Source organism: Pontibacter korlensis (assembly GCF_000973725.1).
Taxonomy (GTDB): Bacteria; Bacteroidota; Bacteroidia; order Cytophagales; family Hymenobacteraceae; genus Pontibacter; species Pontibacter korlensis.
This window is the reverse complement of the sequence record NZ_CP009621.1, coordinates 4,809,246-4,822,029: the sequence shown is the minus strand read 5'-3', so window position 1 is coordinate 4,822,029 and position 12,784 is coordinate 4,809,246. Positions and strand designations below refer to the sequence as shown.

Annotated in this window: 15 protein-coding genes; 2 read left to right on the top strand and 13 right to left on the bottom strand. The window is 46.4% G+C overall.

Annotated features, from left to right (window positions below):
• Nucleotides 1-221: 221 nt before the first annotated feature.
• The 12 genes from PKOR_RS20715 to PKOR_RS20660 form a co-directional block, all read right to left on the bottom strand.
• The gene (locus PKOR_RS20715; protein ID WP_148561764.1) at nucleotides 222-1,664 is read right to left on the bottom strand and encodes an APC family permease; all 1,443 of its coding nucleotides are present in this window, start codon (nucleotides 1,662-1,664) and stop codon (nucleotides 222-224) included.
• Nucleotides 1,665-1,861: 197 nt separating this feature from the next.
• Nucleotides 1,862-2,563, bottom strand: a complete 702-nt coding sequence (locus tag PKOR_RS20710) for a protein-L-isoaspartate(D-aspartate) O-methyltransferase (RefSeq protein ID WP_046313210.1) — start codon at nucleotides 2,561-2,563, stop codon at nucleotides 1,862-1,864.
• A 252-nt stretch (nucleotides 2,564-2,815) separates the two neighbouring features.
• Nucleotides 2,816-3,250: a hypothetical protein gene (locus PKOR_RS20705; RefSeq protein ID WP_046313208.1), complete on the bottom strand. Its 435-nt coding sequence runs from the start codon at nucleotides 3,248-3,250 to the stop codon at nucleotides 2,816-2,818.
• A gap of 157 nt (nucleotides 3,251-3,407) precedes the next feature.
• Complete coding sequence (locus PKOR_RS20700) at nucleotides 3,408-4,046, bottom strand: TlpA family protein disulfide reductase (protein WP_046313206.1); 639 nt, start codon at nucleotides 4,044-4,046, stop codon at nucleotides 3,408-3,410.
• Between the two features lie 82 nt (nucleotides 4,047-4,128).
• The gene (locus PKOR_RS20695; RefSeq protein WP_046313204.1) at nucleotides 4,129-4,542 is read right to left on the bottom strand and encodes a YeeE/YedE family protein; all 414 of its coding nucleotides are present in this window, start codon (nucleotides 4,540-4,542) and stop codon (nucleotides 4,129-4,131) included.
• A 23-nt stretch (nucleotides 4,543-4,565) separates the two neighbouring features.
• Entirely contained in the window at nucleotides 4,566-5,126 is a 561-nt protein-coding gene (locus PKOR_RS20690) for a YeeE/YedE family protein (RefSeq protein WP_046313202.1), read from the bottom strand.
• Between the two features lie 170 nt (nucleotides 5,127-5,296).
• Nucleotides 5,297-6,106 (bottom strand): sulfite exporter TauE/SafE family protein, encoded by an 810-nt coding sequence (locus PKOR_RS20685; protein ID WP_046313200.1) that lies wholly within the window; start codon nucleotides 6,104-6,106, stop codon nucleotides 5,297-5,299.
• A 238-nt stretch (nucleotides 6,107-6,344) separates the two neighbouring features.
• Entirely contained in the window at nucleotides 6,345-6,992 is a 648-nt protein-coding gene (locus PKOR_RS20680; protein WP_046313198.1) for a Crp/Fnr family transcriptional regulator, read from the bottom strand.
• A gap of 96 nt (nucleotides 6,993-7,088) precedes the next feature.
• The gene (locus PKOR_RS20675; protein ID WP_046313197.1) at nucleotides 7,089-8,441 is read right to left on the bottom strand and encodes an MBL fold metallo-hydrolase; all 1,353 of its coding nucleotides are present in this window, start codon (nucleotides 8,439-8,441) and stop codon (nucleotides 7,089-7,091) included.
• A gap of 270 nt (nucleotides 8,442-8,711) precedes the next feature.
• Nucleotides 8,712-9,488: a PRC-barrel domain-containing protein gene (locus PKOR_RS20670; protein WP_046313195.1), complete on the bottom strand. Its 777-nt coding sequence runs from the start codon at nucleotides 9,486-9,488 to the stop codon at nucleotides 8,712-8,714.
• A gap of 27 nt (nucleotides 9,489-9,515) precedes the next feature.
• On the bottom strand, nucleotides 9,516-9,719 hold the full coding sequence (locus PKOR_RS20665) for a hypothetical protein (protein WP_046313194.1): 204 nt from the start codon (nucleotides 9,717-9,719) through the stop codon (nucleotides 9,516-9,518).
• A gap of 159 nt (nucleotides 9,720-9,878) precedes the next feature.
• Entirely contained in the window at nucleotides 9,879-10,679 is an 801-nt protein-coding gene (locus PKOR_RS20660) for a hypothetical protein (RefSeq protein WP_052738997.1), read from the bottom strand.
• A gap of 256 nt (nucleotides 10,680-10,935) precedes the next feature.
• On the opposite strand from PKOR_RS20660, the gene PKOR_RS20655 reads away from it, so the two are divergent.
• Together PKOR_RS20655 and PKOR_RS20650 are read left to right on the top strand one after the other, a co-directional pair.
• Nucleotides 10,936-11,361 (top strand): hypothetical protein, encoded by a 426-nt coding sequence (locus PKOR_RS20655; RefSeq protein WP_046313192.1) that lies wholly within the window; start codon nucleotides 10,936-10,938, stop codon nucleotides 11,359-11,361.
• 134 nt (nucleotides 11,362-11,495) lie between these two features.
• Nucleotides 11,496-11,888, top strand: a complete 393-nt coding sequence (locus PKOR_RS20650) for a hypothetical protein (protein WP_046313191.1) — start codon at nucleotides 11,496-11,498, stop codon at nucleotides 11,886-11,888.
• Nucleotides 11,889-11,980: 92 nt separating this feature from the next.
• On the opposite strand, the gene PKOR_RS20645 is transcribed toward PKOR_RS20650, so the two are convergent.
• Nucleotides 11,981-12,781: a DUF4249 domain-containing protein gene (locus PKOR_RS20645; protein WP_158453812.1), complete on the bottom strand. Its 801-nt coding sequence runs from the start codon at nucleotides 12,779-12,781 to the stop codon at nucleotides 11,981-11,983.
• Nucleotides 12,782-12,784: the final 3 nt, after the last annotated feature.

Below are 12,784 nucleotides of genomic sequence, written 5' to 3'. Positions count from 1 at the left end.
GGTATAAAATATGGATATAGGATATAGTGAGCAACGATGTGGTGCTGGATAGGACTGGTTCCCGAAGGGTGACGAACCGGGATGTCAGCAGGGTAGCCTCCGTGCGCTTGTTGATGAAGTGTTACTTCTACGTAGCTGCCTGTACTACAGTTATATCGTTGCTTGATTGAATAGGATTATAAGAGGCAATTAAATTTACTCGACTTAGGCTGGCACACCATCTAAATACCCTTGGGTGTACCTTTGTTTTGCTGCAACCGGCTCAGCATAGGTAAAGAAAAAAGTATAAGCACGCCAAGCAGCAGTACTGCCACACCTACCAGTGCACCAAGCCCGGTGTATACTAAACTGGAGTAGAACAGGTAAGCGCTGGTGATGCAAAAAATAAGCGGCGTTACAGGGTAGAGGGGCACCCTGAAAGGACGGTACAGGTCTGGTTCTTTCCGGCGCAGGACAAACAAGGCTATACCTACCAAAAACAGGAAGAACCAAAAGACTGGTGCTGTATACTCTACAATGGTTTCAAAGCCGTTGCGGGTAATAAACCCAAGGCCAATCAAGGCTAGTGAGATACCGCCCTGCACCAGGAAAGCATTTACCGGCGACGATGTCTGCTCATTCCACTTGCCAAGCAAACCAAAAACCGGAAAGTCACGGCCAAGAGCGTAATTGGTACGGGCACCTGTAAAGATAGTAGCGTTAACGGAGGTTAAAGCGGCAACAGCTACTAAAAGCCCGATCAGTACAAGACCTCCTTCCCCAAAGGTAGCTTGCATCAGGTCGCCTGCTACGGCACTAGACTGCGACATGCCATCCAGCCCAAGCACATGGAGGTAGGATAGGTTTATAAGCAGGTAAATAGCTGTGATAATGCAAATGCTCAGGATCATTACAGTGGCCATGCCCTTTCGCCCCGACTTCAGTTCGGCAGAGATATAAGCTGCTTCGTTCCAGCCGCCAAAGGTCAGCAACACGAAAACCATTGCCAGGCCTAAGGAATTATTATTCTCAGCTACAGCTGCCGTTGTACTTATGGCTTCTGTTTCGGGGGGAGCGAAGAATAAGCCTGCTACTATTACCAGCAAAACCCCAAGTATCTCTAATGCCGTGAGCAACTTTTGCGTGCCTGTCCCTACACTAATCCCGATGATGTTGATACCAGTTAAGACAATAACTACCAAGGCAGCATAAATGACGGAGGCAAAGGAGCCTATACTGTAAATCTGTGCCAGATAATCACCTATGATAAAGGCCAGCAAGGCGATAGAACCTGTCTGGATCACGCTCATGCGTGCCCAGGCAAACAGGAAAGCAGGCTTTTTACCGAAAGCGCGTGTCAGGAAGTGGTAGTCCCCCCCTGCGTTGGGAAAAGTAGTCGTAAGTTCTGCGTAGCAGAGTGCACCAATCAGGGAGACAAGCCCACCTAGTAGCCAGGTTGCCATAAACATAGTGCCGCTGTCTGAGTTGGCAGCTACCAATGATGGAGTGCGGAATATACCGGCTCCCACTACAATTCCTACTATTACAGCTATGGCATCTGTGATACCCAAGGCAGGCTTCGGTGCAGATACTGTGCCCGCACCTGTGGCTGCAGCAGGTACTGCTTCACCTTGTTGGGACACTTGAATGTCAGTGGTGCCTTCTGCATCTTTGTAATCCTCCATTTTCCTCTCATTAAGAAGTTACGAACAGGCGTTGCCTGAAGAGTGTAGCTGCTAATTCTTAAAAAGTCTTTTTACGTTAAAAGCCAGATAGTTATAGGATGGAGGTGGTGTTTTTTAGAAAGAATTTCTGATCGAACTTGGCTAGCAAGCGAGTTCAGCCCTTAGAGGCAGCGTTCCTTGTTGTTAGGCTGGTAGTATCATTCTTTCTTGTCACCGCCGGTGAAAGGAACGAAGAGCACTGGCATCAGCTTCGTGGTTAGAGCTTTGCCTTTCTTCTTTTCTATTAGGGTCAGGGTCTGTGTTTGAGAGGTAGAGCCAATCGGAATTACCATTCTGCCACCGTCTTTTAACTGAGCCAGCAAAGGAGGTGGCACAGCCTCGGCAGCAGCGGTTACAACAATGGCATCGAAGGGGGCATGTTCTGGCCAGCCGTGGTACCCGTTTCCTACTTTCACCTGCACATTATCATAGCCCAGTGTCTTAAGGCGTTTAGCAGCCGATTGGCCTAGTTCAGGTATGATCTCTATAGTATAAACCTCTTTTACAATTTCTGCTAACACCGCTGCCTGATAACCGTTGCCTGTACCTATTTCCAAAACTTTCATTTGTGGGTTTGGCCTGATTACCTCAGTCATGAAAGCGACCATGTATGGCTGTGATATAGTCTGTCCCGCACCAATTGGTAATGGATGGTCTTCATAGGCTGCTTCCACTTGGCTGGAAGGAACAAAGAGGTGCCGCTTAACAGTGCGCATGGCTTTAAGTACGGCTTTATCATCAACACCTCTGCGCTCAATAGATTTCCTGACCATCTCTTCCCTTCTTTCCTTATAGATATCCTTCTCCTGGATGGGAATGAGCAGCAGTAACAGAAGTAAAGCAACAACTGGTTGTATCATATGGCCTGAGCATCTCTGAATGTAATGCAAAAGAAGGAGCAGTATAATCCGCTGGAAGCGTAGCAGGTGTATTAATTTATACTTGCTGTGGGGCGATAGGTTCTCCTTTAGGCCGATCTACCTGATAAGAAAAAGATGTCGGAAAGATTGTTAAAAGGTGTAGCAGCCAGAAATGGCTATCTGGAAAGTATAAAAACAAAACAGCCGCTTTCCCTGAGGGAAAGCGGCTGTTTTGTTTTTATATGCATTAGATTAGTTACCTGGCCAAGCCATCCACGGAATGCGGCTAAGGATCAGCGCCAGCGCAATACCATAAAGGATAGCAATGCTTTTGAAGCCTTTGCCTGTGCCAATCTGGCGTTTTGCACGAGAGTAGCCGATGGTAATCAATACAACGGCAATGATCATGGTAAGCGGGTGCTCCAGAATGTAAAGTCTGGAAACAGAGTCACCCATCGCTTCGCCTGAGAAGTTACTCAGACCGCGAGGAGAAACAAAGTATAAGATCACACCGAATACCCACTGCAGGTGTGTTGGAATAAGGCCAAGCAGACCCAGTTTGCGGTCTTTATCAGTAAACGGCCTGTTGCCGAATAAGCCAGCCAGGGCAGCGCCAAAGCTGATGAGCACACCCAGAAGCACCAGGTAGGTCATGTAAGAGTGTAAATGCAGTAATCCTGTATACATGCTGTTGTTTGTTTGGTATCTGCGGTAAATATAGGAATAAAAGCCTAATTAGGACTCTTTAGAAATACTAGTCGCTCTTCAGAGCGCTAGGTGCATTACGGTTGTTTGGTAAGTACTCTGAGCTTGCTATCAGACTGATATACCTGCCATGCAAAAGTTATTTCTTCACCATACTTTGCAGAAAGTCCTGTACTTCTTTAGTGTCATAGTCAGCCATGCCTTCCTGTTTGGCTACAATCTTCCCTTCTGGCGAGATGATAAAAGTAGTCGGGATGGCATTAGAGTAAAACTCTTTGGGAAACTGGCTAGCCGGCATGTAAACAGGGAAGGTAAAGCCTTTCTTCTCCACAAACTTTCTAACCTTCTCCAGGCCTCCCTCATCTACTGATAGCATTACAAAGGCAATATCATCGGAGTTAACCTTCTTGTAGAGACTGTGGATATTAGGCATCTCAGCTACACAGGGAGGGCACCAGGTGGCCCAAATATTTAGAAAAATCACTTTACCTTTCAGGCCCTCAAAGCTTACGGCTTTCCCATCCAAGTCTACCATTTTAAAGCCAGCTCCAGCCATTTTTGCAGGTATGGCTGTGGATTCCTTTACCGCTTCGGCTGCACTGGCAGAGCCAGGAAGAGTATCGGGTACATCTGCGTTTCGGATGCCTGTAGCTAACAGCAGCCGCTGTACCTGCCCAATTGCTTCGGTATGCAAACCTGTTAAGTACAGAATGCCAAACACAGCCAGTACGATAGTCCAGCCGGGAATATTCTTAAATGAGAATTTCTTTTTTGCCATGAGGATGTAAGGTGATGGGTTTTGTTCTGTTTCTGTACAAGGGTTTTGTACAGCTATATATTTTATAAAATTGCTGACAGTTTTAGTGTGGTAGCTTCTCCCGGATAAGGCCATAGAAGTATGTTCCTGCCAGTGCTCCGCCTACAGCTACCAGAAAAGCCCAGTAGCCATGGCCAATGTTCACAAAGAGAGGTCCAGGACATGCTCCGGTAAGGGCCCAGCCTAAACCAAAAATAGTGCCGCCAATCAGGTAGCGTGGCACCGACTTCTCCTTTGGAGTGAAAACGATAGGATTGCCCTGGTAGTCTCGTAATTTATACTTCTTGATGATGTAGGTAACCAATGTACCAAGTATAACAGCTGTGCCAATAATGCCATACATATGGAACGACTGAAAGCGGAACATCTCCTGTATGCGAAACCATGAAATGGCCTCTGACTTACTCATGACGATGCCGAACAGAATACCAGCTAATATGTATTTTAGTCCCTTCATGATGTTGTTTCAGTTTACTTTGGTTAAAAAATCAGCGGTAACAGGACCCATGTGGTGATCAGGCCGCCAATAAAAAAGCCTATAACAGCGATGAGAGAAGGCAGCTGCAGGTTCGAAAGTCCGCTGATGGCATGACCTGAGGTACACCCCCCTGCATAACGTGACCCAAAGCCAATCATAAAGCCTCCAATCAAGAGAATCAGAAATCCTCTCACTGTAAAGAGCGCGTCCAGACTAAAAATCTCCTCCGGCTGCAGGTCGTCAGGTGCTGAGATGCCTAGCACGCTTAGGTCCTGTATGGTGGCCTGTGAAATCTGTACGGCATCGTCGCCTGCTAAGAACTCGGAGGAAATGAGGCCGCCTATAATGGCACCAAGCAGGAAGAGCAGGTTCCATAGCTGGCTGCGCCAGTCAAAGTCGAAGAACTTCACGTGTTTGCCAGCACCACATGCAGCGCAGATAACACGCAGGTTTGAAGAGAAGCCGAACGACTTCCCAAAAAATAACAGCAACACCATTACCAAGGCAATTACGGCACCTGAAGTATACCAAGGCCAGGGCTGGCTTAAAAACTCTACTATCATACTTAAAACTCAGATTAAATAAGCTGTATATCTGTCAGATAAATATTAACCCCTGTACCCATAAGGGTTTCTTAGGGATTAATATTTCACCTGCCAACACATCACAATTGTAGCACAAAAAACGGGGGCAGGCCGTGCCCGTTCAGTAACATTTGTCACTTAAGAACTACTTATAAAAATAACTCTTTCGCGATAATATAAATCCCCATCACCAGCACAAACCAACCAAAAGATGACTTGAGTTTATCAGCAGGAATTCTTGTAGAAAGGAAGGAGCCAACAAAGATGCCTGCAATGGAAATAAGCGAGAAAACAGACAGGAATAACCAGTTAATGTCGTAGTTGAAGATGTCTCCGACAAAGCCAAACAGCGATTTTACAGCAATGATCAGGAGCGAAGTGCCAACTGCCATTTTCATGTCCAGCTTACTGAAAAGTACCAGGGCCGGGATGATCAGAAAGCCCCCGCCAGCGCCTACAAGACCGGTCAACGTGCCTACCACAAGCCCTTCGGCCAGTATACCGCCATAGTTGAACTTCTGTTCCTGGGCTAAGGAGCCTTGCTCAGGCGTTGCTGCTGTAAGCTTTTTCTTTTTGATCATGCTGATGGAAGCAAATACCATCAGCGCTGCGAACAGAAGCATCAGCAGCATACCTTTCGTTACTATAGTATCACCCAGCGTAAAGATATTCTCAGGTATGGCTGGTACAAGGTAGCGGCGGGTAATATAAACAGCCACTATGGAGGGCAGGCCAAATACCACAGCTGTTTTAAGGCTTACCAATCCTTTTTTATAGAACTTATAACTGCCCACAAGGCTCGTAAGGCCAACAATAAACAGGGAATACGCCGTGGAAATGACTGGGTTCAGGCCGATCAGGTATACTAGTACAGGCACAGTAAGAATGGAGCCGCCACCACCGATAAGGCCCAGCGAAAGTCCGATGACCAGGGCGGCGATGTATCCAAATATTTCCATTGTTGTAAAAATTACTTTATCCTGTACAAAGGTACCTGCTTCAGCAAAGGTGCTCTGTGACTGTAGTCACTTAAGAGCCTGAAGCATTCTAAAGGAGGTAAGTTACTAGGTTAAATTTTAATGGCTAAAATTGCAGTGAATAAATTCCTTCTTAGTGAAAAGCCTAGCCATGTGTAATTAGGAACTTGGTGCTTATACCAACATCCGACGCGAAGGTTTTGCAGTACTTCTTCACACACTAGACAAGTGCCAGGTCATGCACTTCTATATAGCTGCGATGCAGCGTTAGCGCACCTGTTTGCTCTAGTTTCTTGAGCAGCCTAGAAATCACTTCTCGCGAACTGTTTAGCTCGTCGGCTATCTGCTGGTGGGAGAGCTTTATGGTTGTGCCTCTCACTTTTACATGGCGTTCCAGGTAAAAAAGGAGGCGCTCATCAAGTGCTTTGAAGGCAATACTATCCAGCGTCTGCAGCAGCTCCTCAAAGCGCTGACGGTAAGACGCTATGACAAAGCTTTGCCAGGTTTTATACTTGCCCAACCACGTTTCCGAGAGCTGTGCCGGGATGAGGACAACCTCAGAAGGCTCTACGGCTTTGGCCATAATCTGGCTCTTCTCGGTTCGGGCACTGCACATAATGGAGAGGGCACAGGCATTACCTGGCTCCAGGTAATACATCAAAAACTCATTACCCTCATCATCCTCCCTGTAAACTTTGAGCAGACCATTTAAGAGAAGTATGGTAGAGCGGATGTACTGGCCTGATCGTAGCACTTCGTCACCTTCCTCCACCTGCCTTAGTACACTCTGTTGCAGTATTTCCTGTAAAAGTGGTTGCTCAAGCTGCGGAAACTGCTTCTGTAGTATGTTCTGCTGTAGGGTGTCCATGGTTAGTTGAAGTATGAGTGATGGTGGATGTCTGATTATGCTGTTGCCTTTAGGTAAGGCGTAGCAGATTTTAGAGTAAAGCGTACTACAGGTATACTATAAGTTAGAGCCGTCCTTAAAATCTTTTACGGCTTCGCTTAAATCCAGCACTTGTAAATTAGATAGCTCAGCCTCCAGAATACTGCTTCCGGCTGCAGAGCGGTAGCCGCCCGCACAATGTACTACTACTGGCTTATCTGTTGGTACCTCTTTTGTGCGCTCACGTAGCTCAGGCAGCGGTATGTTGATAGCATTGGAGAAGAACTTACCTGCTTTCACTTCTGAGGCATTACGAACATCCACAATAGTATACTTCTCTGTATGCTGTCTGAGATCCTCTAGGTCAATAGTAGGGGAGGAGGCTTCTGCTTTTCCGTTTTGAATGAAAGCTCCTGCTATCAATTGCTCATAGCCAATTTTAGCTGCTTTGCTGATCAGCTCGTTTAGCTCCTGCTCGTTCTCGGCAACTAAATAAAACTGCTCTTTTGGGGAGACGATACTTCCTAACCAGGTTTCGAACTTGCCCCCATTCTGTATGTTGATAGCACCTTTCATATGTCCCTTCTTGAAAGCCTTTTCGTTTCTGCCATCTACTATAACAGTGCTTTCTTCAGGTGTAAAGCTGTTTTCCAGCCTTTTTACTTCTGCTATACTTGCAGCATATGTAGGTGCACCCTTTTTGTTGAGGCTTACATCGTAGCCGAAGTATTTAGGTATAAATGGTTGGTCCTCGGTCAGCAGTTTCACAAACTCTTCCTCTGCCATTGGCTGCAGGGCATAGTTGCTTCCTTTCTCAGCCCCAATGGTACTGCTGTTTGCTTCGCTCAGTGCTTTACCGCAAAGCGTACCGGCGCCGTGGGCAGGATACACAGTAACGTCATCATCAAGCTTCATGAGTTTTTCGCGGGTGCTGTGGTACATCTGGCGGGCGAGTTCTTCTCTTTTAGCCGTTATGTTACCGGTGTTTTCCCGAAGGTCCGGACGGCCTACATCACCAATAAAAAGGGTATCGCCAGTAAACACGGCTTTATCTTTCCCTTCATGCTCCAGCACAATGCTGATACTGTCTGGGGAGTGGCCGGGGGTGTGCAGCGACTTCAGCCTGATATCACCTAAGTGCAACACTGCGCCTTCATCGAAAGGTTGATAAGGATAATCTGCGCCCACCAGGCTATGCGCGTAGATAGTGGCTCCGGTTTTTTGATGTATCTCCAGGTGTGAGCTCACAAAGTCAGCGTGCGGGTGTGTTTCAATTACACCAACTATGCTGGCATTGTTCGCTTCGGCAAATTCGTAGTATGGTTGCGGGCTTCGCGCAGGATCGATAAGTATAATTTCCTTGCTTTGCTTGCTAAGTACAGCGTAAGCATAGTGTGCTAATCCTTTATCTTCGAACTGTTGTATTTTCATGGCTATGTGTATACAATGGTATAACGATGTCAAATCCTTTCAGTATTACCTGCCTAGGTTATTTGTTATGATAATATAAAGGTATAGCTCTACAAGGCTGAGTACAGTGACCAAAGTCACATAGTCTATACTCCAGCCTAAAGCAGCCATACTATGTTCTAACGAATAGCAAAGAGTACAGTGCATGCAAAAAGGCCGCCTTAAATGAATCTGCAGTAATTGGGATTCACTTAAGGCGGCCTTAAGGAAAAAGAAAATATATTTGCTCACTTACAGGTTAAGAGCCCGCTTCTTTAAGAGCATAAATTCTTCTTCTGTGATAGATCCTTTTTCCCGTAGTAGTTCCAGTCTTTCAATAGTGGCAATAGACTCTTCAACGGATTTTGATTTTATGTCCTCCTGGTGCAGGTCTGTAGCTGCTGTTGTACGATCTGTTCTGTCGCGATCGGAAGAGCTGTGTAAAATATCCCTATGGGCTTGCTGGTCGGAAGTATAGAACCTGTTCTCGTCGAACGTGCTGTTGTCATAAAAATCATTTGTAACACGTCTTGGCTCGGCATGCTGATGATCTGTATGCAGACGGTCTGAATGCTGGTGCCGCAATGCTTCATCAAACTCAGCCTTGTGGTCATCTGCGGTTCCGTGCAAGGCCTCTCGCTGCGACTGGTGAATAGTGTCCCGCACAGCATGCTCATAATCTTCTGTAATCGGCCCGCCAGGGTAAATAGGGTAGTTGACTATTGTTCTGGAGTCGATGGAGGTAACAAATACTTTTTTGCTACTCTTGTCTAGTGCCGCCAGACCAATAGGTACCAACATGTGCTGGTCGGCATCCGTGTTGAAGAATCTGCGGTCTGCTACTACAGAAAGGTAGCGCACCTTCATCACCCTTGGGTCAACGATTAGGTCCCTTACTACACCCAGGGTATCACCGTCGGCACCTACCACTCGCCAGCCAACAACATCCGGATTGTCTTTGGCAACTTTATAGTCATCCATGGCGCTTAATGGCACCAGGCGTTCATTTCTTAAATCATCATGTTTCATAGCTTCTATAAGTTAATTCCTGTTGTACTAAGCAACTGCAGTGTAAACAAGTGGGGGCAATTCCTCCGCTGGTAAAACCATGCCGGTTGTTGGAGCCTCATCTACTTCCACCTCGTTATCGTCATCTGTAAGCTCATATAAAGCCCAAGCCACTAAGGCTATAACTACCAGTAGTAGAATAATCCATATCCAGGTGGGCTTTTTTTTGCGTTCAATATTGATCTCTGCCATTTTCTAAATTCTTGATTTCATAGTTTTATTTTGGCACGGCCACCTGCTAGATGTGTGGCAGGCAACATGTGTGATGGTGTTCGTAATACGCTGATAAACAAATTTATGTTGAATGGTGGAAGGTGGTGTAAAAGTGTGAGAAACAGCTGTGTTTAAAGGCTATTGTTCTCGCTCCCATACTTCATTGATATCTTTTCCGGTGCTGCTTTTGCCGCTGTGCTGCCATTTGCCGTCTTGTACCTTGAAGTTAAAGCTTAAGCTGGCGCCAACTCTGCTGGAGTCGCGGGAAAAGAACTCTATGTTCTCCGTGTACTTTCCGTTAGTAGCAGTGTAGGTACCGCCTCCAGTGCCAAAGAACTCTTTAGTAGCTGTATTAAAAGCAATCCATTGGAAGCGGTTTGCAGATAAAATCTTGAGTGTCTTACGAGGCCCACGTTGCATGGTGCTCATCGTGCCATCTTCACCTGCCCGGCCTGTAATGCGCCAGGTACCTTCCAGAGGCGATGCACTGGCCTTGTCTTCTGTTCTGGTCCAGGTTTGTTGTAGCTTATTGTTTTGCCCCGCGCTACTTAGCTGTAATTGGTTATTTTGTAAGGTGTAGGTAAAGGTTTCGGTGCTGCCAACCGTGGAGGGGTCAAGGGTATTATACTCAAGGGTCTGTTCCAGCTTACCATCCGAAAGGGAGAGAGTGCCTCCAAACGAGCCCAGAAATTTCTTATCAGCCTTGTTGAAATAAGCTACTGTAAAATAGCCGTCTTCCATCATGGCTATAGCTGTTGCTCCCTCTGGTAGGTTTGTGAATTGTGCAGTACCGGAAGATAGTTTCCAGGCCCCCTTAAGCGCTGCCTGCTGTTTAACAGCGGCTATATTAGAGTCAGGTTGTGGTGCCTTAGTTTGCTGTGCAAAGCTAGTAAGCATGTACAGCATTAGGCTGGCGATAGTAGTAACTAAAAAGCTCATAACTTTATAAAGTTTTTTATACAAAGAGTTTAACGTTGTTCCTTCTTTGGTGTTCGATCTCTGTTGAGGATGGGTGCCTTTATTTCCTTTAAAAGTTTAAACACCTGTGTGTAGAGCCTTCAGCAGCCGAAATAATTTTATCGGGTATGCTTTGGCTATGTTATTTTTTAATGATTGTTCCGAATATTACTTTATTTAGTAGAGGGCGTGCAAGTAAGTTGGGTGATTATGATCGGCTTTACAACAAGAACATATAGTGTCAGACCATAACTTAAAATTCAAGGAAATCAAGCAAAATAAATTCCTGACCATGAGCTTTGCTAAGCAGCAGAAACTCCTGTGGAACGAATGGCGCGGCTCAATCCTGAGTGAGCAGCTACGGGAGAATATATTCTTTGCCTGCGAGTTTATATTAGCCAATGATGTAGAGTGTATGCTGGCAGACTATGTCAAAATGCATGCCCCTTCACTCAGCGACCAGGTGTGGATTGCCACCCACAGTGCCGAACTGCTGCAGCACAGGAAACTGGTGCGAGTAGCCAATCTTTTAGCCCAAGATGTGTTCCAGCAGAAAGCGATTGAGACAATTCATGAAAAAGCTTCTACGGTGCCTCTGCCTTGTGAGACAAGGGAATTTTTGTCTATGCAAGAAGCAATGGAGTGGCTGCTGAAAGAGAAATGATCTATAACTGGAAGAGGAGTGATCTATAATTTTGATAGCGAAGTTTACCTAAACAAGGTAAATGGTAAAGCTGGTTCTATTTTTGTGACGGCTAGCTAGTAGATTGCTGCCGATGTCTCACTAATTGCCTTGCTATGATAAAAAGTACAGTGTCTGTTTTCTCTGTGTTGTTGTTGACTGGTACCATCACTGGCTGCTCTACCTCCCGTTACCCGGGTAGTGGCTATCCCTTTCCTCGTACAGAGCGGGGGGAGGAGCAGCGAAAAGGAGGGGACCGGGATTATCCGCTTAGCTCACTTGGTGTGCCGAAAGGCCATTTGCCACCTCCAGGCGAGTGTAAGGTTTGGTTTCCGGGTAAGCCGCCCGGGCAACAGCCGCCGCCGCAATCCTGTGCTTCTGCGCTGAGAAGTGCTCCTCTTGGCGCTTGGGTTATTACTCACGAGGGAGGCCGATACAAAGTGAATATCTTTAGTCGCACACGGCAGAATGTGGTTGACGAGGTGCGTTACTACTCAGCTCAAGAATAAGCATCTCAGGACAAAAGACCGAAAGCCGCTCCATTATAAATTGAAGTGGCTTTCGATTTTAAAGAACAGCCTGTGCGGGGGAAATCGGAGGGTTACTCTACTGGTACTGTACCTTCTATCACCGAAACAGCAGAGGCCCCGAAGAAACCGATGGCGCCGTTGCTGATGTTGGTGGGAGCATTGGCTGGCGTAGATTCAAATGGGCCGCCGGAGGAGTTTTGCTGGTTAACCAGTGCAATCCAGAACTTATAAGCAGGCTTATTTATGGCATATAGCTCTACTTTTATCTGGTCTCCCTGCTTCAGTGCAAAGCCCATGTCAGCATGACCATAGTTGCCATCGTAAATATCATCATTCAGCACAGCTAACTCGTCTGGCACTAGAACGCCATTTACATATACATTCCAGCGGTAATTGTCGCCTTTGCCCAGTGGGTCCTGGAAATGGATGAAAGGGTGATATCCTTCATCGTCTTCATCCATAGCTGTCTGGTACTCGAAGGTAATGGAGTCGATAGGAGAAACGGCTGGCATGTAGCTTTGTGCAGTATATTCCTGCCCATTTACAACTGCTTTGAAATAGTAAGTATAGCCAGGAGTGCCCTTTAGTTTAGTGGTTTGGTAAAGGCCATCGCTAATCTGTCTTAGGGTATCGGCCGTGCCGTGGTTGTCTGATACAATGACCAGCGCTCCGTTTATACCAGGAGTCAGTCCCTGGTCCAGGTATCCTATTGTGCTGGAAAGGCGCACATTGTAAGGACCAGGCTGATCTGTGATCAATCCTTCCACCACCAGCTTGGTTTCGGCGGTATCCAGTTCATAATCTATCACTTCTTCGCAGCTGTTCAGGGCTAGCGTTACCATTGCTATCAGGTATAAGAATATCTTTTTCATAGT